The 19,694-nt window shown below is 68.2% G+C and carries 18 protein-coding genes and 1 pseudogene; 4 read left to right on the forward strand and 15 right to left on the reverse strand.

Features of this window, described 5'->3' with window-relative positions; all coding sequences use genetic code 11:
* Positions 1–6 precede the first annotated feature (6 nt).
* From I7X12_RS04205 to I7X12_RS04220, 4 genes are all read right to left on the reverse strand, one after another.
* Positions 7–1,161 (reverse strand): acyl-CoA dehydrogenase family protein, encoded by a 1,155-nt coding sequence (locus tag I7X12_RS04205; protein WP_198062621.1) that lies wholly within the window; start codon positions 1,159–1,161, stop codon positions 7–9.
* 97 nt (positions 1,162–1,258) lie between these two features.
* Complete coding sequence (locus I7X12_RS04210; protein ID WP_198062622.1) at positions 1,259–2,194, reverse strand: calcium/sodium antiporter; 936 nt, start codon at positions 2,192–2,194, stop codon at positions 1,259–1,261.
* 129 nt (positions 2,195–2,323) lie between these two features.
* A complete protein-coding gene (locus I7X12_RS04215; protein ID WP_198062623.1) occupies positions 2,324–2,926 on the reverse strand; it encodes a chemotaxis protein CheC in 603 nt (200 codons plus the stop codon).
* A gap of 130 nt (positions 2,927–3,056) precedes the next feature.
* On the reverse strand, positions 3,057–3,746 hold the full coding sequence (locus I7X12_RS04220; protein WP_198062624.1) for an O-methyltransferase: 690 nt from the start codon (positions 3,744–3,746) through the stop codon (positions 3,057–3,059).
* Positions 3,747–3,894: 148 nt separating this feature from the next.
* Between I7X12_RS04220 and I7X12_RS04225 the strand changes: the two genes are divergently transcribed.
* Entirely contained in the window at positions 3,895–5,268 is a 1,374-nt protein-coding gene (locus I7X12_RS04225) for a cytochrome P450 (protein ID WP_198062625.1), read from the forward strand.
* 100 nt (positions 5,269–5,368) lie between these two features.
* Positions 5,369–5,842 (forward strand): redoxin domain-containing protein, encoded by a 474-nt coding sequence (locus I7X12_RS04230; RefSeq protein ID WP_198062626.1) that lies wholly within the window; start codon positions 5,369–5,371, stop codon positions 5,840–5,842.
* A gap of 226 nt (positions 5,843–6,068) precedes the next feature.
* On the opposite strand, the gene I7X12_RS04235 is transcribed toward I7X12_RS04230, so the two are convergent.
* The 8 genes from I7X12_RS04235 to I7X12_RS04270 all read right to left on the reverse strand — a co-directional run bounded on the left by I7X12_RS04235 (position 6,069) and on the right by I7X12_RS04270 (position 13,083).
* Positions 6,069–6,206 (reverse strand): hypothetical protein, encoded by a 138-nt coding sequence (locus tag I7X12_RS04235; protein WP_198062627.1) that lies wholly within the window; start codon positions 6,204–6,206, stop codon positions 6,069–6,071.
* Between the two features lie 125 nt (positions 6,207–6,331).
* Entirely contained in the window at positions 6,332–7,852 is a 1,521-nt protein-coding gene (locus tag I7X12_RS04240) for an NADH-quinone oxidoreductase subunit N (protein ID WP_394355628.1), read from the reverse strand.
* Between the two features lie 5 nt (positions 7,853–7,857).
* Positions 7,858–9,474: a complex I subunit 4 family protein gene (locus tag I7X12_RS04245; protein ID WP_198062629.1), complete on the reverse strand. Its 1,617-nt coding sequence runs from the start codon at positions 9,472–9,474 to the stop codon at positions 7,858–7,860.
* Positions 9,474–11,570, reverse strand: coding sequence for an NADH-quinone oxidoreductase subunit L (gene nuoL / locus I7X12_RS04250; RefSeq protein WP_198062630.1), 2,097 nt, complete (start codon positions 11,568–11,570; stop codon positions 9,474–9,476). Before nuoL ends, I7X12_RS04245 begins: the two co-directional genes overlap by 1 nt.
* Position 11,571: 1 nt before the next feature.
* The gene (nuoK, locus tag I7X12_RS04255; RefSeq protein ID WP_198062631.1) at positions 11,572–11,877 is read right to left on the reverse strand and encodes an NADH-quinone oxidoreductase subunit NuoK; all 306 of its coding nucleotides are present in this window, start codon (positions 11,875–11,877) and stop codon (positions 11,572–11,574) included.
* On the reverse strand, positions 11,877–12,266 hold the full coding sequence (locus I7X12_RS04260; protein WP_198062632.1) for a hypothetical protein: 390 nt from the start codon (positions 12,264–12,266) through the stop codon (positions 11,877–11,879). The genes nuoK and I7X12_RS04260 overlap by 1 nt, the downstream gene beginning before the upstream one ends.
* Positions 12,263–12,532, reverse strand: coding sequence for an NADH-quinone oxidoreductase subunit J (locus I7X12_RS04265; protein ID WP_006885661.1), 270 nt, complete (start codon positions 12,530–12,532; stop codon positions 12,263–12,265). Before I7X12_RS04265 ends, I7X12_RS04260 begins: the two co-directional genes overlap by 4 nt.
* Positions 12,533–12,798: 266 nt before the next feature.
* Entirely contained in the window at positions 12,799–13,083 is a 285-nt protein-coding gene (locus I7X12_RS04270; protein ID WP_198062633.1) for a DUF7520 family protein, read from the reverse strand.
* A 314-nt stretch (positions 13,084–13,397) separates the two neighbouring features.
* On the opposite strand from I7X12_RS04270, the pseudogene I7X12_RS20835 reads away from it, so the two are divergent.
* Positions 13,398–13,778: pseudogene (locus tag I7X12_RS20835) on the forward strand (VOC family protein).
* 72 nt (positions 13,779–13,850) lie between these two features.
* Here I7X12_RS20835 and ctaD read toward each other — a convergent pair.
* From ctaD to I7X12_RS04290, 3 genes are all read right to left on the reverse strand, one after another.
* Entirely contained in the window at positions 13,851–15,698 is a 1,848-nt protein-coding gene (gene ctaD, locus I7X12_RS04280) for a cytochrome c oxidase subunit I (protein WP_198062634.1), read from the reverse strand.
* Between the two features lie 235 nt (positions 15,699–15,933).
* Positions 15,934–16,179: a DUF6684 family protein gene (locus I7X12_RS04285; protein ID WP_198062635.1), complete on the reverse strand. Its 246-nt coding sequence runs from the start codon at positions 16,177–16,179 to the stop codon at positions 15,934–15,936.
* A gap of 118 nt (positions 16,180–16,297) precedes the next feature.
* The gene (locus I7X12_RS04290) at positions 16,298–16,705 is read right to left on the reverse strand and encodes a DUF7541 family protein (RefSeq protein ID WP_198062636.1); all 408 of its coding nucleotides are present in this window, start codon (positions 16,703–16,705) and stop codon (positions 16,298–16,300) included.
* Positions 16,706–16,960: 255 nt separating this feature from the next.
* Here I7X12_RS04290 and I7X12_RS04295 point away from each other — a divergent pair, with 255 nt between their 5' ends.
* Positions 16,961–19,684 (forward strand): DUF7527 domain-containing protein, encoded by a 2,724-nt coding sequence (locus I7X12_RS04295; RefSeq protein ID WP_198062637.1) that lies wholly within the window; start codon positions 16,961–16,963, stop codon positions 19,682–19,684.
* Positions 19,685–19,694 lie beyond the last annotated feature (10 nt).

Below are 19,694 nucleotides of genomic sequence, written 5' to 3' on the forward strand. Positions count from 1 at the left end.
GGCCGGCTACTTCGGCGCCTGGTTGTACACGAGGTTGCGCTGGATGTCGTTGGCCCCCTCGTAGATGACGGGCACGCGCACGTCGCGGTAGACCCGTGCAACCCGACGTTCGGTGAGCACCGACCGGCCACCGTGGAGCTGCATCGCCTTCTGCGCGCAGTCGTTGGCCGTCTCGGTCGCCTTGAGCTTCGCCATCGCCGCCCAGAAGCCGGCGTCGTCGCTCCCGGCGACCTGGTCGGCGGCCCGCCAGGTCAGCGCGCGGGCGGCCTCGAACTCGGTTCGCATGTCCGCGAGCTTGTGCTGGACGGCCTGGAACTCGTCGACCGAGCGGCCGAAGGCCTCCCGGTCGTGGACGAAGTCCCACGCCTCCTCGATGGCCGCCGCCGCCATCCCGATGCCGTGGCCGCCGACGATGACCCGACCGTGATTGAAGAAGTCGGCCAGCATGTAGAAGCCCGCGCCTTCGGCCCCGATCAGGTGCTCCTCGGGCACCCGGCAGTCCTCGAGCGTGAGATGTGCCTGTTTCGACGCCCGGAAGGCCATCTTCTCGGGGATGTGCTCGGCGTTGTACCCCTCGGTGTCGGTCGGCACGACGAACAGCGAGTAGTTGCCGTACCTGTTGTTCTCGTCGTCGCCCGTCTTCGCGTAGACGGTCACCCAGTCGGCCTCGACGCCGTTGCCGATCCAGTACTTCTCGCCGTTCAGGACGTACTCGTCGCCGTCCTTCTCGGCGGTCGTCGACATCCCCGCCAGGTCGCTGCCGGTGTCGGGCTCCGAGACCGCGAGGCCCGTGATCTCCTCGTTCTCGGCGACGGGTCGAAGGAATCGCTCCTGCAACTCGTCGTCGCCGTGCTCTTCGAGGATCTCGGCACCGAAACTCGCCAGCTGGAGCGTCAGCGCGATGCCGGCGTCCGCGCGGTAGAACTCCTCGGCGATCGCCAGTACCTGCTCCAGCGAGAAGCCCTTCCCGCCGTACTCCTCGCCGATATCCTGGGCGACCAGCTCGGCGTCCATCCCCGCCTCCAGCACCTCCCGCGGGTACTCGCCCGATTCGAAGTACGCCTGGGCGTTCGGTGCGATGTGCTCGGCCGCGAACTCCCGAGCCTGTCGCTTCACGTCGTGTGCCTCCTCGGGGACCGGCCGCTCGTCCAGTAGTTCCATACCCTCTCAAGGACCGGGAGCACCAAATAAACGCTGGCACGCTGACAAACCGACGGCGAGTTTATCGTTCACCAGTTTCGGGGCGCGGTCGGGAGCGTCATCGACCGAGGAAAGCGACGACCCAGTCGAGGGCGTTCAGCGCGACCAGCACGGCGCCTTCCGGCCGGGAGAGTGCCCGCCCCGACCACAGCAGGACGGTCGTGACGACCGAGACGCCGAGTAGCCACAGCGTCCCGGTGAACGCCGCCGGGGCGACCGAGAGCGGGTCGAGGACGCTCGCCACCCCGAGCACACCCAGTGCGTTGAAGATACAGCTGCCGACGACGTTGCCGGCCGCCAGGTTCGCGCGACCGCGGTAGGCGGCCGCCAGCGAAGTGACCAGCTCCGGCGTCGACGTGCCCAGCGCGACGACCGTCGTACCGATCGCCCACTCGGAGATCCCGAGGTCGGCCGCGACGCTCGCCGCGCCGGTCACGAGGACGTGCGCGCTGACCACCACAACCGCCAACCCGCCGAGGAGGCGTGGCGCGTCCGACGGGCGGAACTGTTCTGGGTCGGACTCCGGACCGAGCCCCTCGCCGTCCGCTCGTGCGAGGTGGACCAGGTACCCCCCGAGCGCGAGGACCAGCAACGCGCCTTCGACCCGCGAGACGGTCAGGTCCCGCAGCATCACCAGCAGGACCAGCACGGTTCCGACCATCAGAGCGCCGTCGCGGCGCACCAAGTCGGCGTCGACGGGCAACCGCCGGACCAGCGCCGTCCCCCCGAGGACGAACCCGAGGTTGACGACGTTCGAACCGACGACGTTACCGACGGAGATGTCGGCCTGACCGGTCAGCGCCGCGTCGACCGTGACGGCGAACTCCGGCGCCGAGGTGCCAAACGAGACGACGGTGAGACCGATGACGAGCCCGGAGACGCCGAGTCGGCGGGCCAGCCGACTCGCGCCCGCGACGAACTGGTCCGCACCGACCCACAGACCGGCGACGCCGACCGCGACGAGCAGTACGTCGTCGACGAGCGCGGTCACCATCGAGTCGCACGTACGAACGACCCGGGATTAACGGCGTCGGTCGACGACCTGTGTAGGTGCCCCGGACCCGGGCGTTGTCGGGAAGTGGCTCGGCGTGAACTGGACGACAGGCCGGGTCGAGGGACCCCCTCAGACCTCTATCTGCTGCATCAGCTCGACGAGTTCGTCGAGTTCGGGGAAGGTGTAGACCTTCACGTCGACGTTGGAGTCGGGCGCCTGGACGTGCGAGTCGAACATCAGTGCCATGTCCGAATCGCGGTCGCCGACGAGGTCGTCGACCATCCCGCTGCCAGGACCGAAGATGAACGACGGCGGGCCGATGTCGATGGTGGTGTCGAGGACGTTCGCCCAGCCGTCGATGAAGCCGCTGGTCATGATGTTGCCGATCTCCTGGATCGCCGACCGCTCCATGTCGGTGAACCCGCTCGCGTTCGGGTCCGTCTCGCCCATGTCGCCGATCATCCCGTGGGAGAGCTCCTTCGCGCTCCCGGCTTCGAGCAGAAAGAGGATGTGACCGTGGGGCGGCTCGACCATCTCGATGCTGATGCCGATCTGCTCGGCGTGACCGACGTGGGTCTTGATGTCCGGGATATCGATGAAGTTGATCTTGGTGATCTCCATCTCCGTCTCCATGCCCGTCATCTGGCTGAGGTGGTCCGCAACCGTGTTCCCGCCCTCCTTGGCCATCTTGTTGAACAACCCGAGTTTCCGGATATCTATCTTCAGACTCATTGGCGACCCTGCGAGGTGGGCAGGCGTTTCGACCCGACCCACATAAGCGGTCCCCCTCGATTTTCGTCAGCGAGACTCGGCGTCGGACGAACTGCGGCCGGCCGGCCCGACGGGCGGCCCGCTGAACCGACTACCGCTCGCGCTGACTGACCGCCACGCCCTCGCCCAGCGGCAAGAGCGTCGTCTCGAATGCGTCGTCGGCTTCGACCGCGTCGAGGTAGTCGGCGATGCCCTCGGTCATCCCGTTCATGCCCGAGCGGTCCGCGCCACCTTCGCCGCCGCCGTCCTCGCAGTACGCACGCAGGTCACCGGCGTCGATGGAGCCACCGGCGACGACGTTGTCGGCGGCGACGATCCCGCCCGGCGCGACCTTTTCGCGGACGGCTTCGAACGCCTCGGCGTAGCGCTCCTTCTGGCAGTCGATCAGTACCACGTCGAACGGTCCCTCGTACGCATCGATCGTCTCGATGGCGTCGCCGTGTTCGAACGAAGCTCGGTCGGCGAGCCCGCCCCGGTCCACGTACTCGCGGGCCTGCTCGAGTTCGCCCGCGTCGATCTCGGTGAGCACGACCTCGCCGTCTTCGGGGAGTTCGCGGGCGAACCAGTACGCCGAGTAGCCGAAACCGGACCCGAACTCGAAGACGCGCTCGGCGTCGGCGAAGCGGGCCAGCATCGCCAGCCACCCGCCGACGGCCGGCCCGACGTAGGGGAACCCCTCGTCGCGGGCCTGTTCGCCCATCTCGTCGAGTATCGCGTCGGGTTCGGGGCCCAGCGCGGTGGCGTACGATTCGAGGAACTCGGCTATCTCGTAGTCGGCCATGGTCGGCGTTCGACCGCCGGCCTGATAAGCGCCCTCGCCCCGGCGGGGCGTTCCGAGATCGTCCGATGGGGGGCTCGCCTCCGCTGCGGGACCGGCACGGTCCTCGTGCCGTCGAGAGATTGATGCCGATCCGACCGTAACCTCGAATATGTCACGGACGCCACCTGGCCCCAAGGGCGAGCCGCTGTTCGGGAGCAGCCGGCGGTACGCCAAGGACCCCTTCTCGTTCATCTCGGCGCTCGAAGAGACCTACGACGACGTGGTCAACTTCGACATGGGGCCGATGGAGACCTACATGGTCACCGACCCCACCGATATCGAGCGGATCCTCGTCTCCGAGGCCGATTCCTACCGCAAGCCCGACTTCCAGAACGACGCGCTGGGCGACCTGCTCGGCGACGGCCTGCTGCTGAGCGAGGGCGAGACCTGGGAACGACAGCGCGAACTCGCCAATCCGGCGTTCCGGATGTCCCGATTGATGGGGATGGCCGACCGGGTCACCGGTCACGCCGAGTCGATGGTCGACGGCTGGGAGCCCGGCGACACCGTCGACGCCGAGATGGAGATGGCGCGAGTCACGCTGCACGTCATCCTCGACCTGATGATGGGCGTCGAACTCTCGGAGTCGCGGGTCGACACCGTACAGAACCAGCTCGATCCGCTCGGGCGGCGCTTCGAACCGGATCCGCTGCGCTTCGCGATGCCCGAGTGGGTGCCGATGCCCGGCGACGAGGAGTTCGAGTCGGCCGTCGCCGAGCTCGATTCGGTGCTCGACGACATCGTCGCGGCCCGACGTGGCCGCGCGGGTGTCGAGGGAGTCACGACGGTGCTCGACGCCCCGACCGAGGGCGACGACCCGCCGATGGACTTCCTGTCGGTCCTCCTCCGCGCCCAGGGTCGGGGCGAGCAGTCCGCGGAGATGCTCCGCGACGAGATGATGACGATGCTGCTGGCGGGCCACGACACCACCGCGTTGACGCTCACCTACACGTGGTTCCTGCTCTCGGAACATCCCGAAGCCGAGCGTCGGGTGCAGGACGAGGTCGACGAGGTCGTCGGCGACGACCGCCCGAGCATGGACCACGTCCGGGAGTTCGAGTATCTCGACTGGGTGATCAACGAGGCGATGCGGCTGTACCCGCCCGTGTTCACCATCTTCCGCGAGCCAACCGAGCCCGTGGAGCTCGGCGGCTACCGCGTCGACGCGGGGTCGACGCTCATGCTCCCACAGTGGGGCGTCCACCGCTCGGCCCGCTACTGGGACGACCCCGAGACGTTCGACCCCGAGCGGTTCAGCCCCGAACGCCGCGAGGACCGACCGCGCTTCGCCTTCTTCCCGTTCGGCGGCGGGCCGCGCCACTGCATCGGCAAGCACCTCTCGCTGCTCGAGGCCAAGCTCATCGTCGCCACCGTCGTCTCCGAGTACGAACTCGACTTCCAGGGCGAGACCCCGCTGGAACTCATGCCGTCGCTGACGATGCACCCCCGCCAGACCATGGAGATGGAACTGATCGAGCGATAGCGCCGGCGGGGTCACCCCGACCGTCACGACCGCCAGCACCGGGCCACCGCAAACCCGTTCGGTACGTGATTTATCTGCCGGGCGTCCCAACGATGGACCGATGGTATCCACTGGCGAATCCGCACCCACGTTCACAGCGACGCTCGGCACGAGCGACCACGAAGACTTCGACCTCGCCGACCACGTCGGCGACGGTCCGATCGTCCTCGCCTTCTTCCCCGGCGCGTTCACGCCCCCGTGTACCAACGAGATGGTGGCGTTCCAGGAGCGCCTCGACGACTTCCGCGGCGCCGGCGCGAAGCTCTTCGGCGTCAGCGCCGACTCGCCGTTCGCCCAGGGCGCCTTCCGCGAGGAACACGGCATCGAGTTCGACCTGATCAGCGACATGGACGGCGACACCATCCGCGAGTACGGCCTGGAGATGGACATCCCCGACCTGGGCCTCTACGGCAACGCCAACCGCGCCGTCTTCGTCGTCGACGAGGAGGGCACCGTCGTCTTCGACTGGGTCGCCGACGAGCCCGCCGACGAACCCGACTACGACGCCGTCCTCGACGCCGTCGAATCGGCGTAAAACCGGCCGCTACTCCCGTTTTGCCGCCGTCGTTTCCGAACCCGCCGCTGCCCCGTTAGAGCCGCTCACGAGCCATCGGTCCGACGACCGGAAACTCGAAGGCCATCCCGTTGTACGCCGTCAGCATCGCGACGACCCAGACGACCGACACGACGTCGAAGTACAGGAACGGGACGAACAGCGCCGTGGGAAACAGGACGAGCAGCGCCGTCCCGAGGTAGACGCTCTAGAGCGTGTGAAACGCGTCGCGCTCGGCGGAGTCGGTGACGTACCGGATCACGAGCCCGCTCACCGGCATCACGAGATACGACAGCGCGGCCAGGCTCCGCCTGCTGCGCATCCGGTGGTTCGTCGCCTCACTCATCCGTCGACACCTCGTAGCGTACCGATCCGGTCATCGTCGGAACCGTTCAGTTCGCTGTCGGATAACTCCTCGGTGTCGAGCGTCGGAACGGGGCGGAAAAGCGGGGTCGCGGAATCGACGAGCGGTCAGCCGAACAGAACGCTCGCGGCGTCGAAGGCGCTCGGCGAGAGGAGGCCGAAGGCGGGCAACAATGCGAACGTGACGAACGCGGCGATGACGACGGCGGCGTAGAGCGAACTCGGGTAGCCGCCGAGGTCGAAGTCGCCCTCGGGGTCCTCGATCCACATCGCCTTGACGACCCGGCTGTAGTAGAACAGCGACAGGGCGCTGTTGACGATGAGCGAGGCGGCCAACAGCCACGCGCCGGCGTTGACCGTCCCGAGCAGCAGGTAGAGCTTCGAGATGAAGCCACCGCCGACCGGCAGCCCCGCGAGACTGAACAGGAAGATCGTCATCGCGGCGCAGGCCAGCGGCGCCTGCTTCGAGAGGCCGTTGAAGTCCTGGAAGGTGCGGCCGACGCCCCAGTACTCGGTGAGCGCGAGGAACAGGAACGCGCCGGTGTTCATGAACCCGTAGACGAGCAGGTGCATCATGCTCGCACCGAGGACGAGTCCCTGGTCGGGGCCCGACAGCGCGGCCAGCCCGATGAGGACGTAGCCGGCGTGGCCGACCGAGGAGTACGCGAGCATCCGCTTGACCTTCTCCTGGGTCGCGGCGGCGAAGTTACCGACCGTCATCGTGACGACCGCGAGGACGGTGACCGCGGTGACCCAGTCGACCATCGGGGCCGCTCCGGTCAGGCCGCCGACCTCGGGGAAGGCGGTGAGGAACACGCGGAAGGCGACGACGAACCCGGCGGCCTTCGAGGCCGACGAGAGGAACGCCGAGACGGGCGCGGGCGCGCCCTCGTACGCTTCGGGCGCCCAGAAGTGGAACGGGACGCTCGCGGTCTTGTAGGCGAACCCGAGCAGCATCATGATGACACCGACGCCGAGGACGCCGGCGGGGATCGCGGAGCCGGTAGCCAGCGCTTCGGCGACGGCCTCCAGCTGGAGGCTGCCCGTCGCCGCGTAGACGAGGCTGATCCCGTAGGCGAGCACCGACGACGACAGCGCGCCGACGAGGAAGTACTTCAGTCCGCCCTCGACGCTGCCGCGGTTGTTCTTGAGGAACGCGACCAGCGCGAACGACGGGAGGCTCGCGAGTTCGAGGCTGACGAACACGGTCGCGAGGCTGTTGGCCGAGGCCATCAGCGACATACCCGTCGCGGCCATGACGACCAGCCCGTAGTACTCGGCCTGATACTCCTGGCCTTCGAGGTAGTCGTAGCTCGCCAGCGTCACCAGCGCGGTCACGCTGCCGACGATGACGACGAAGAACAGGCTCATCCCGTCGACGACCAGCGCGCCGCCGTACAGGTCGACGGCGCCCGTGCCGCGCGGTTGCCCGACGCCGGCCACGAGGAAGTAGCCGGCGACGAGGAACGCCGCGAGCGCGCCGACCGTCGAGACGGCCGCGAGGACCGCGTTGGAACTCGTCCCCGGCTGGGGCTCGATGCTGTCCACGACGAACAGCAGCATGGCCGTCACGCCGAGGGCGATCGCCGGCGCCAGCGTGACCCAGTCGGCTACCTGGAAGCCCGCGATGTCGACTACCACGGCGCGACACCTCCGTTTGACAGCGCCTCAACAGCGCCCTGCACGGCCCCAGTAGGCGCCGCGAGGGTCGCCGCCCCCGGCGGGAGCAGCGGGTTGACCGCGTCCTGGATCATCTGATACACCAGGCCCGGGTCGACACCCAGGGCGATGACCAGTGCCAGCAGCACGACCAGCGGCGCCACGTCGTGGACGGGCGCACGCGAGACGTCGTAGTCCGTGGCGAGGCTGTACTCGCCGAACAGCGTCCGCTGCATCGCCCACAGCAGGTAGCCGGCGACGATGACGATGCCGAACATCCCGGCGGCGGTCACCAGCGGTGCGGCGGGGATGTACGGCGAGGCGAACGCGCCCTGGAAGATGAGGTATTCCGCGGCGAAACCGGCCATCAGCGGCAGGCCCATGTAGCCGAACGCGGCGGCGACGAGGATGCCGACGGTCCAGGGCATCCGGTCGGCGATCCCGGAGATGTCGCCGACCATCCGCGTGTGGGTCTCGTTGTAGATGACGCCGACCGTCATGAACATCAGCCCCGAGATGAGGCCGTGGGCGACCATCTGGAAGGTCGCGCCGCCGAAGCCGTGCGGGGTGAACGCGACCAGCCCCAGGATGACGTAGCCCATCGACGAGATGGAGGAGTAGGCGACGATGCGCTTGAGATCCTGCTGTGCAAGCGCGAGCATCGCCCCGTAGATGATGCTGAGGACGCCGAAGGCGACGATGATCGCCGCGTACTCCTGTGCGACGTCCTGGAGCATCGTGAAGTTGAACCGCAGCAGGGCGTAGGTCCCCATCTTCAGGAGGACGCCCGCCAGCATCACGGAGACGGGCGTCGGGGCCTCGACGTGGGCGTCGGGCAGCCACGTGTGGACCGGGAAGACGGGCACCTTCACCGCGAAGCCGGCGAACATCAGCGCGAACGCGACCACGCGGAGCGTATCGGGCGCGATGCCCGCGATGCTCCCGAGGTTGCCGTCGGCGGCCAGCGCCTGCGCGATGGCCGGCAGGTCGAACGTCGAGACCGAGTCGCCCAGCCCGAACACGAGCGCCATGAAGCCGACGAACATGACCAGCGTCGCCACGTTCGTGTAGACGAAGAACTTGATGGCGGCGTACTTCCGGCGCGGGCCGCCCCAGACGCCGATGAGGAAGTACATCGGGACGAGCACGGCCTCCCAGAACACCAGCCACAGCAGGAAGTCCAGCGCGGTGAACACGCCGATGAGACTGGCCTCCATCAGGAGCATCAGCCCGTAGAACTGCGACTGGCGCTCGTCGATCGGCGTCCACGAGCTGACCAGCGCCAGCGTCGTCAGCACGGTCGCGAGCACGAGCAGCGGCAGGCTGATACCGTCGAGACCGACGTGCCAGGCCAGGTCGTAGCGACCGAGACTCAGCCAGCCGATCGTCGACTCGAAGGCGATGTCGCCGTCGGCTAGCAGCGCGTTGCCGACGCCGTCGAAGGCCGTGTACATCCACAGCGAGATCCCGACGGGGACGAGGCTCACCGCGGCGGCGAGCTTGCCCGCCCACTCGTCGGGGGCGAGGAAGACCAGCAGTGCGCCCAGCAGCGTGGCGCCCAGCAGGGCTTCGACGGGCCCGGCGATCGGCATCAGGCACCACCTCCGAGCACGACGAAGACGACCAGCAACAGCGCGAGCGAGAGGGTCATCAGCGCCGCGTAGTTCGAGACGACGCCCGACTGGATGCGGCGGAAGCGCGAGCCGGTGAAGAGGCTCACGCTACTGACGCCGTTGACGACGCCGTCGACGACGCCCTGGTCGAACTTGTCCGCGGCCCGCGAGATCGGGACCGTCACGCCCTGTGCCAGCCACACCTGATACTCGTCCTGATAGTAGTTGTGCATGAGCAGCGTCTTCGCACCTCCCAACTTGTCCGTGTGCTCGACCGGCTGGTCGACGCCGTAGAGGCTCCGGGCGAACAGGACGCCCGCGATCGCCAACCCGAGGGAGATAGCCGCCGAGGCGAGCAGCGTCGGCGTCTCCCCCAGCGGATAGGCCGAACTGATGTTGGCGAAGTCGTGCATCAGTTCCTCGTAGGTGACCAGGTCGGTCGACAGCGCCGCCGGCCAGCCGCCCTCGTCGGGCCCGTGGACCCACTTGTGGAGGAAGTCGATCGGTGCGCCGGTCAGCTCCGCGACCGGCTTCATGTTGAGGAACCCGACCGTCGCCGCGCCGATACCGAGCACGGCCAGCGGCGCCTTGACGTTCCAGCGCACGGGTTCGGGGTCACGCGCCGTGTCCGAACGCGCGTCGCCGTGGAAGGTCAGGTAGACCATCCGGAACGTGTAGAAGCCCGTGAAGAACACGGCCAGCAGCCCCATCGCGTACGCGAGCAGATACATCGGTCCGAGCATCCCCTCGCTGCCGAAGCCGTGGATGAGCGCCTCGTAGAGCACCTCGTCCTTGGACCAGAAGCCCGCGAACGGGACGATGCCCGCGAGCGCGAGCGAGCCCGAGAGGAACGTCCAGTAGGTGACGGGCATCTTCTCTTTGAGCCCGCCCATGTCCCACATGTTCTCGTTGTGGTGCATCGCGATGATGACCGACCCGGCGCCGAGGAACAGGAGCGCCTTGAAGATCGCGTGGGTCGTCAGGTGGAAGACCGCGGCGACGTAGCCACCGGAGCCCAGCGCGAGCATCATGTAGCCGTACTGGCTGATAGTCGAGTACGCGAGCACCTGCTTGAGCTCCTGTTTGACGACGCCCATCGTCGCCGCGAACAGGGCGGTGAAGCCACCGATCAGCGCGATGACCGCCAGCGCCGTCGGGGAGAGCAGGTAGAAGCCGTACATGCGCGCGACGAGGTAGACGCCGGCCGCGACCATCGTCGCCGCGTGGATGAGCGCCGAGACCGGCGTCGGGCCCTCCATCGCGTCGGGCAGCCAGGTGTGCAGCGGGAACTGGGCGGACTTGCCGACGACGCCGCCGAGCACGAGCAGCCCGAGGATCGTCATCCAGGTCCCCGCGCCGTAGCCGGCGGTGAAGACGTCCGCCTCGCCGTTGAGCGCCATCTCGGCGACCTGCGGGAAGCTCGCCATCGTGCCCGAGGCGGTCTCGACGGGCGCGAACAGACCGGTTCCGAAGGTGGCGAGGATGCCGACCACGCCGATGAGGAAGAAGTAGTCACCGAAGCGGGTGACCAGGAACGCCTTCTTCGCGGCCGACGGCGGGCCGTCCTCGCGGAACCAGAAGCCGATCAGGAGGTACGAACAGAGCCCGACCAGCTCGAAGAACATGAACGCCATCAGGATGTTGTTCGAGAAGACGAAGGCGAGCATGCTCGCCGTGAACAGGCCCAGTCCGGCGTAGTAGCGGGGCAGACCGGTCTCGCCCTCGTCGTTCATGTAGCCCAGCGAGAAGACGTGGACCAACAGAGCGATGAGCGAGACGATGACGAGCATGAGCGCCGTCAACGGGTCGACCAGGATACCGAACCGGAGCGTGAGCGCGCCGTCGGCGACGCCGGCGACCCACGTGTAGAGGTTCTCGTTGTAGTAGGTCGCGGGGCCGGTGACCCCGGCGACGGTCAGCGCCGTCCAGATCGAGAGGACGAGCGAGCCGGCGGTCGCGATGATGCCGGCCTCGGCGCCGCGCTTCGGCATGTACTGCCCGGCGAACAACGAGACGACGAACGCCAGGAACGGGAGCGCTGCGATCGCGGGAACGAAGTCGAATGCACCTGCCATCTTACCACCTCATCGTAGCCGCTTTGGTCACGTCCACACCCTCGAAGTTGCGATACAGGACGAGGATGATGCCGATACCGACCGCCACTTCCGCGGCGGCCAGCGCCATGACGAACAGCGAGAACACCTGCCCCGTGAGGTTCCCGTAGTGGAACGAGAACGCGACGAGGTTGATGTTCGCCGCGTTGAGCATCAGCTCGACGGACATCAGGAATATCAGGGCGTTACTGCGCGTCAGAACCCCGTAGACGCCGATGCAGAACACCGCCGCCGACAGCAGCAGGTAGTACTGGGTCGCGATCGCCATCAGTCCTCACCTCCCTCGGAGCCGTTCGCCCCGTCGGTCCGGTCGTCGTCCCCGCGGCCCGCGAGCCGGCGGCCGCCGTCGGTCAGCGCGGTGACGACGCTCTCGTCGTCCTCGCGTCGTGCGAGCGTGACGGCGCCGTCCAGCGCCGCGTCGAGAACCAGCGCGATGATGATGAAGGCGACCAGGAAGCTCTCGGCCTCGATCGCGGCCTGGTCGACCATGTTGAACATCGCGTAGCCGATACTCGCGACGATGCTGCCGTCGGGGAAGCCGGCGGGCTGGCCCAGCTCCGCCATGAAGAACACGTAGGCCATGACGGCCAGCAGGGCCAGCGCGGCCAGCCCGTTGACGTAGTTCACGTCGGTCGCCAGCCGCGGACGGGAGGTCATGTCGCCACCTCGTCGGACTGGGTGTCTTTCTCCGTGAGCATGATGGCGAACGTGATGAGGATGAGGACCCCACCGACGTACACCAGTATCTGCATCGCGGCGATGAACTCGGCACGGAGCATGACGTAGTACACTGCCACCGAAAGCAGCGCCACGCCGAGCATCAGCGCCGAGTGCCAGACGTCGCGCGCTAACACGACGCCGAGGCTGCTCCCCAGTGTAACTATGGCGAACAGCGCAAACGCGATTGACTCGAGCAATGCCATCGTTGTCTCGAACCTCCTACCGGACGCCCTTTGAAGATTTCTGTATCGTCCCGCGCGTGGCCGCTCAGGCGCCCGAAACCGTTAACGATTCGACGCAAACCGCAGGTCGACCCGCCGTCGACACCCGTATCGACGCCTGCCGTGTTCGGGACGCGTCGCTCTCGGCCCCGTCCGCTCGTTCGGGTCACGCACCGCGCCACTCGCGCGCGCTCGACCGCCCGCCCGAACCGGCGTCCGGTCGGCGTGCGGCCCCGGCCCGCGTCGACCTATTCGATCCGGCTCTCGTCGTAGCGCGAGACGTACCGGACCGCGAGCAGGAGCACGCCCAGGCCGACGCCGACGGTGACCACTCCGAACGTCGCCATCCCGAGCGGCGACGCCGGTAAATCGACGACGAAGAACAGGGACGGGTTCATGCCCTCGGGGTTGACGTACCCCAGCAGGGCGCCCATCGCGCCTGCGACGCCGAGCACGGCCAGGTACACCGCCAGGACGACGCGCGAGCCCGCGACCCGCCCGCCGAGCGCCAGTCGATCGGTGTTGGCTGTCACGACCGGCCGTTAGACCTGCGGGTGGTTAGCCTTTTCACATCGCAGCCGTATCCTCTAGCATGAGCGACTTCGACGACGACTCCGGGTTCTCGGAGAAAGAACTCCTGCTGTTCGTCCTCACGGGCATCGCGCTGCTGATGGGCGCTTCCACCTTCGTCCTCGTGCTGGGCGGGTGAGACACCCCCAGATCACCCCGTTCACCGGCTCGCCAGCGGCGGCCCCACGATAGCGTCCTCCGGGGCGGGTCCGGGACAGCGGCGACCGCGGTCGGTATCGAACGCGTACGTTTCGCCGGGCGGGCCGTATCCGGGGTGATGGATCCCGAGCGCTCACTCGCGACTCTCGGCGTCGGAGCCCTCTACGACCCCGTCCGGTTCTATCGGGACGGACTCGGCTTCCCGATACAGGACCGGGAGCCCGATAGCGACGTGGCTTTCTTCGAACTCGACGGCGCGTGACTCTCGCTGGACCCGCGGGACCTCCTCGCGGAAGACGCGACCGTGCCGGCCGACGGGTCCGGATTCTCCGGCGTCACGCTCACCCACACCGTCCCGAGCGAGGACGAGGTCGACACGGGCCTCGCGGAGGCGGCGGCCGCGGGCGGTCGGATCGTCGAGCCGGCACGGGAGACTTCCTGGGGCGGGTGCTCCGAGTATTTCGCAGACTCCGACGGTCACCTCTGGGAGGTCGCGTAGCCGGGTCTCACCGGGGAATAGCTCGGTGGCGTTCGAATCTTCCGGAAAAACGTCGTTCGGTCGCGGTCGCGCTCAGTTCTCGGTGTCGCCGGCGCCGTCCTCGTCGACGACTTCGCCACCGTCGGGACGGGGCTCCGAAGCGGCATCGTCCGCGTCACTCTCGACACCGCCGTCCGTGACGGCCTTCTCTTCCTCACCGCCGTCCGCCAGCGCGGTCGTGATGCGGCGCTCGTGCCACTCGAACTCGCGGCCGTGCTGGTCGGTCTCCTTGAGGTCCCACGGGTCGGGGTCCTCGAGCTGGGGGCCTTCCAGCCAGGAGGAGAGCAGGTTCCAGACGAAGATGATCTGGCCGATCAGCAGGATGACGGCACCGACGGAAGCCGCCTGGTGCATCAGCGTCACCATGTTCAGCGGTGCGATGGCGCTGTTGAAGTCGTAGGTCGCGTACCGGCGGGGCATGCCGAGGTAGCCCAGGAACAGCATCGCGAAGAAGGTGATGTTGGTCCCGATCATCGACAGCCAGAAGTGGGCCTTGCCGAGCGTGCGCTGGTACATCCGACCGGTGAAGATGGGGAACCAGTAGTAGATACCGGCGAATCCGGCGAACGCGATGGCGCCCATCACGACGTAGTGGAAGTGACCGACCACGTAGTAGGTGTCGTGGAGGATCTGGTCGACGGGGACGCTGGCGAGGAAGACGCCGGTCACGCCGCCGATGATGAAGTTCGCGACGAAGCCGATGCAGAACAGCATCGGCGTGGTCAGCCGAATGCGGCCGTTCCACATCGTCGTGATCCAGTTGAACGTCTTGACCGCGGAGGGTATCGCGATTGCGAGCGAGACGGCCATGAACGAGGCGCGCAGCCGCGGGTCGATGCCCGTCGTGAACATGTGGTGGGCCCAGACGCCGAAGCTCAGGACGCCGATGGCCAGCGTCGAGTAGACGACGAACTTGAACCCGAACAGCTTGCGGCCGGAGAACTTGGGGATGACGTAGCTGACGATCCCCATCGGCGGGAGCACGAGGATGTACACCTCTGGGTGGCCGAAGAACCAGAACAGGTGTTGCCAGAGGATGGGGCTCCCGCCGTCGACGGTGAAGAACGTCGTCGCGAGGTTGCGGTCGAGCAGGAGCATGATGAGGGCGCTGCCCAGCAGCGGGAACGCGAAGAGGATGAGCGCCGACTGGGTGAGGATGGTCCACGAGAAGATGTCGAGGTTCGCCCAGCTGACGTCGTCGTCGCGCTCGGTGAAGATGGTCGCGATGAAGTTGATCGCCCCCATCGTCGCCGAGACCCCGGTGAGGTGTAGACCGAGCAGCATCAGGTCGACGCCGGGGTTGGCCTGTTCGGCCGACAGCGGCGTGTACATCGTCCAGGCGGTCTGTGCGCCCGTCATGTCCGGCAGGAAGAAGCCGGCCCAGATGAGCAGCGCACCGGGCGGGAGCAGCCAGAAGGCGATAGCGTTGATCCGCGGGAACGCCATGTCGTCGGCCCCGATCAACAGCGGGACGAAGTAGTTCGCGAACGCCGCGATGATGGGCGTCCCGAACAGGAACAGCATCGTAATCCCGTGGCTGGTCAGGATGGCGTTGTAGAAGCCGTTTTCGAAGACCGCGCCGGTCGGCGCGATGAGCTGCACCCGGATACCGAAGGCCATCAGGCCACCGACGGCGAAGGCGATGACGGCGTACGTGCCGTAGAGGATGCCGATGTCCTTGTGGTCGACCGTCGTCAGCCAGCGAGTGATGCCCGCCGGCTTCTCGCGGTGGACGACGGCACCGGCGTCACCGTACCCGCCGCCACCACCGCTCACCAGCGGTGTATACGAGCGCCAGTCTTCGACCCGTGAGAGAAACGCTACGACGCCGACGAGGAAAACCCCCATCAACACCGTGAGCGTGAGCTGCGCTGATACCATGCAGGGACCTCGGGACTGGTACCATATGAATGGTTAGGAAACCCTTCCGTAGTACCTGTTCGCGTGTCCGGGTGCCGCGGGCAGAATCGGGCGCTGTGTTCGACTGGGAAGGACAGGTTCGCGGAGCGGGGGGAGTGGCGAGCGGCGATCGTTCGAGCGCGAGAGAGGCCCGTCGTTCGATGGCGGTCCGCGCGGTCGGGAGGAGTCGACGCCTCGACCGCGGCCTACGGCCGTCTCACTCGTGGTCGACGTCCATCTCGTTCTCGGCGGAGGAGATCGCTTTGCCGGCGTAGTACGTCAGGATGACGAGCAGAACGGCGGTCACGCCGACGATAGCGAACTGGAGGCCCGTGACCAGCGGGTCGACGCCCCACGGGGCGAACAGCGCGAACGCACCGATGAAGAAGATCAGGATCCCCAGCGGGATGAAGTTGACCGTCAGGTCAAGCAGCGTCTCGCGGTCGAAGACCTTCTCTGACATACCACGGGATTCGGTCAGGCGGCTAAATATACTGTCGGTTCGCACCGGCGGCGCGCGACTGGGCGGCGAACCCGTTCGGCGGGGGGCGAGGTGGGATCGAATCCGCCCGACGGCCCGTTCAGACTCCTTGCTGACTCCGGCCGACGGCCTGGCTGGTGACGCCGGCGGCGACGAGCATCACGCCGGCGACGGCGACGGCGAGGCCGCGGCCGACGATGCCGTTGGGCTCCGTGACGACTTCGAGCAGCCCCACGGAGGCCCCGGGAACCTGCGTCGCCACGAGGACGCCACCGAGTGCGGTGAAGCCGACGCCGAGCAGCGCGAGCGTCCGCCAGGGGCGGCGAGCGTAGCCCGACTCGCCGAGGATGCCCGCGACGCTCCCGCCGAGGAGGAGAACCCCGCCGACGGCGAGCGGGAACACGCCGAGGAAGACGCCCACCTCCGCCAGAGCGAACCCCACCGCGACGAGGAGCGGCCACGGGCTGGCCGTCCGATACTGGTCCGACAGTCCCGGTTGCTCTTCCATGTTCCCGCGTTGGAACCGGTCCGTCATAGGTACACCGAACTCCCGCGCGCACGACCTCGGAGACGACCGGCGTCTCTGGCGTTGGGTGGGCGGTCGGCCGCCGACGCGGGGAGTCGGCCACCGACGCAGTGGCGGTCGGCCGTCGACGCGAGAACGGTGGTCGCCGGTTCGGGTTCGCGGGCGCCGCGGATCCGGGCGTCGACCGGTCGAACGTGGGCGCAAAGTATTTGGTTCGCATGGGGCTTGTCCAACACAATGACTACGCGCGCTGTGGAGCAGTTCGACGAGTGGGAGTCGTCGCCGTTCCGCGACGGCTATCGCGGCCTGCACGACCTGGCCGATTCGAGCTTTTCCGGCGTCGTGGAGGTCGGCCACGCCAAGCTCTGTATGCTCAACGGGACGGCCGTCGGCATCCTCGAGGGGGACATCGACGACTTCGACGGGGCGTCGGGGACCGCTTACGAGGCGCCCTCGCCCGCGCTCCCCCTGCTCGCGCTCATGCAGGAGCGCTCGGAGGAGGTCCGGGGGAAGTACTACTCGGAGGACACGCCGCTCTCCGAGGTCGACGACACGCTCGCAGACGGGGGATTCACCGGCTTCATCGAACTCTCGGAGAACGTCCTCAGCGGCGACTACTACGTCGTCTACCACCGCGGACGCTCGATGGCCGTCGCCTGGGTCGGCAACAGCGGCCAGCTGCTCACCGACGACGAGGCCTTCGAGCGCGCCGACGACGAGGTCGGCATCTTCGCGGTCCACCCCGCGGAACTCGATCCCGTCGAGCTCCCCGAGGTCGACGACGGTACGGACGCCACCGGGGGCGACGACGCCGACGACACCGATACGGCGGCCGCCGCGGGGGGCGCGGCCGTCGGAGGGGCAGCCGCGGTCGACGACGCCGACCCGGATGCCGCAACCGACCCGGACCCAGCCGCGGCCGAAGATGGGGCCGCGGGGAGCGAGTCGGACGGCGTGGCCCGGACCGAGCCGGAGGACGCGGCCCGGGCCGCCGAGTCGGACCCCGCGGATCCCGAGCCCTCCGATTCGGACTCCGCCGCGGAGTCCGGGTCGGCCGATGCCGACCGGGCCGCCGACGAGACGACGCCGAGAACCGCGGAGGCGGCCGACGAACCGACCAGGGACTCGAGCGTAGTGACAGACGACGGCCCCGACGAGGGGGCCGCGAACGCAGCCGGCGGGGACTCGGTCGACGATCCCGCGGCGGCCGGTACGGGAGGCGGATCCGCCGAGCGACCGGCGGCTGACGGACGCGAGGGGGGCGACCGAGGGGACCGGACCGACCGCTCCGACGACCGCCCCTCGGTCGGGGAGCGAGAGAGAGCCGACCGCACACGCGAGCGCTCGGCGACGGACGCCGACCGAGGAGACGGAGCCGACGGACGCGCGGCCGACCGCGAGGGGCGCGAGCCGACCGAGTCGCGGCCGAGCGACGCGCGGTCGAGCGGGTCGAGCCGAGACGCGGTTCGCGACCGTGCCGCGACCGATTCGCCGGACCGGACCCACGACACGAGCCGCGCGGAGGAGTCGCGCGCGGTCGACCGGAGCGCCGACTCCGCCGGGTCGGCGGGAGCCGCCAGGAGCCCCGACCAGCTGGAGACCCATTCGATCCCGTCGCTGGACCCCTCGCGGACGACGACGCGGGAGTCCGACGACGGGACCACGGCGGCTTCGGACGACCAGGCAGGGGGCGGGTCGGCGGGTGTCGGGGCCGCCGCGGCGTCGGCAGTGGAGGATCGCACCGACGGCTCCGCTTCGGTCGCTCGCGAGCCCGACGACCGGGGAAGCGGTCGAGCCGAGGACCGTGACCAGCGAGTCCCGGCGAGCGCGTCGGAGACGCACTCGGAGTCCGAACCGACCGAGCCGCGGACGACGGAGGCCGTGCCGGCCGACTCGCGAGCGAGCGAGCCGGGGCCGGCCCGGGCCGACGAACGGGTAGCCGACCTCGAAGACGAACTCGCCGAGCGCGAGAGCGAGATCGACCGCCTGGAGGCCGATCTCGCGGCCGCCGAGTCCGAGCGCGACGACCTGCGATCGCAGCTCGAGGAGGTGCGGGCCGAGCGCGACGACCTGCGATCGCGGGTCGAACGCGTCGAGACCGACCGCGACCAGCTGGAGCGCGAGCGCAACGGACTGGAGTCCGAGGTCGCCGACCTGCAGTCAGAAATCGAGCAGCTCGAGGGGCAGCTCGCCGAAATAGAGGAAGAGTTCGGTGCGGCGGTCGACGCCGAACAGCGCCTGAGCCCGGGCGAGGCGCTCGACCAGACGAACCTCTTCGTCCGCTACGAGTCCAAGGGGAAGGCGACGCTGGAGACGGCCCACGCCGGCGAGGCGAGCCGCCAGGAGGTCGGCGAGAACCTCGGACTGGAGTACCACACACAGTTCGACAGCGCGACGGCCTCGGTCGGTGGCCGGCCGTTCGACGAGTTCCTCCGCGACACGATGCAGTTCCGCTTCGTCACCTGGGTGATCAACGACCTCCTCTACGAGATCCGCGACACCGGCAAAGTGTCGGCGCTGCAGGACCTGTACGACGCGATCCCGCAGATCGACCGCGCCGAACTCAACGGGTCGGTCAGCACCGAGTACACCGAGGACGGCCAGGAGCGCCGGTCCCAGGAGTCGTTCGACGTGGTCATGCGCGACCGGATGGGCAACGCCCTGCTGACCGCGAACATGAACGACTCCCGCCAGGCCGCCTCCGAGAGCATGATGTCGGCGCTCGTCACCGCGTCCTCGCACGTCGGCGAGTCGACCGAGTCGCTCGGGGCGTCGCTCCTCGTCACGTCGAGTTTCTTCGAGCCGGAGGCGCTGGAGACGGCCGCCGACGCGACCAGCGGCGGGCTGCTCAGCCGTGACAAACGCGAGAGCTTCGTGAAGCTGACCCGCAAACAGGGGTATCACCTCTGTCTCGTCGAGGCGCGAGAAGAGAAGTTCCATCTGGCCGTGCCCGAGCTGTAGCACGGGCGAC

Origin of the sequence: Halosimplex litoreum (assembly GCF_016065055.1) — an archaeon.
GTDB lineage: Archaea > Halobacteriota > Halobacteria > Halobacteriales > Haloarculaceae > Halosimplex > Halosimplex litoreum.

Bases quoted from the DNA above. Each gene is read 5' to 3' on its own strand.
- I7X12_RS04295 (WP_198062637.1), top strand. From the start codon at position 16,961: ATGACTACGCGCGCTGTGGAGCAGTTCGACGAGTGGGAGTCGTCGCCG.
- I7X12_RS04235 (WP_198062627.1), bottom strand. From the start codon at position 6,206: ATGAGTGAGGCGACGAACCACCGGATGCGCAGCAGGCGGAGCCTGGCC.
- ctaD (WP_198062634.1), bottom strand. From the start codon at position 15,698: ATGGTATCAGCGCAGCTCACGCTCACGGTGTTGATGGGGGTTTTCCTC.
- I7X12_RS04205 (WP_198062621.1), bottom strand. From the start codon at position 1,161: ATGGAACTACTGGACGAGCGGCCGGTCCCCGAGGAGGCACACGACGTG.
- I7X12_RS04230 (WP_198062626.1), top strand. From the start codon at position 5,369: ATGGTATCCACTGGCGAATCCGCACCCACGTTCACAGCGACGCTCGGC.
- I7X12_RS04225 (WP_198062625.1), top strand. From the start codon at position 3,895: ATGTCACGGACGCCACCTGGCCCCAAGGGCGAGCCGCTGTTCGGGAGC.
- I7X12_RS04210 (WP_198062622.1), bottom strand. From the start codon at position 2,194: ATGGTGACCGCGCTCGTCGACGACGTACTGCTCGTCGCGGTCGGCGTC.
- nuoK (WP_198062631.1), bottom strand. From the start codon at position 11,877: ATGGCGATCGCGACCCAGTACTACCTGCTGCTGTCGGCGGCGGTGTTC.
- nuoL (WP_198062630.1), bottom strand. From the start codon at position 11,570: ATGGCAGGTGCATTCGACTTCGTTCCCGCGATCGCAGCGCTCCCGTTC.
- I7X12_RS04215 (WP_198062623.1), bottom strand. From the start codon at position 2,926: ATGAGTCTGAAGATAGATATCCGGAAACTCGGGTTGTTCAACAAGATG.
- I7X12_RS04285 (WP_198062635.1), bottom strand. From the start codon at position 16,179: ATGTCAGAGAAGGTCTTCGACCGCGAGACGCTGCTTGACCTGACGGTC.
- I7X12_RS04245 (WP_198062629.1), bottom strand. From the start codon at position 9,474: ATGCCGATCGCCGGGCCCGTCGAAGCCCTGCTGGGCGCCACGCTGCTG.
- I7X12_RS04265 (WP_006885661.1), bottom strand. From the start codon at position 12,532: ATGGCATTGCTCGAGTCAATCGCGTTTGCGCTGTTCGCCATAGTTACA.
- I7X12_RS04290 (WP_198062636.1), bottom strand. From the start codon at position 16,705: ATGGAAGAGCAACCGGGACTGTCGGACCAGTATCGGACGGCCAGCCCG.
- I7X12_RS04260 (WP_198062632.1), bottom strand. From the start codon at position 12,266: ATGACCTCCCGTCCGCGGCTGGCGACCGACGTGAACTACGTCAACGGG.
- I7X12_RS04220 (WP_198062624.1), bottom strand. From the start codon at position 3,746: ATGGCCGACTACGAGATAGCCGAGTTCCTCGAATCGTACGCCACCGCG.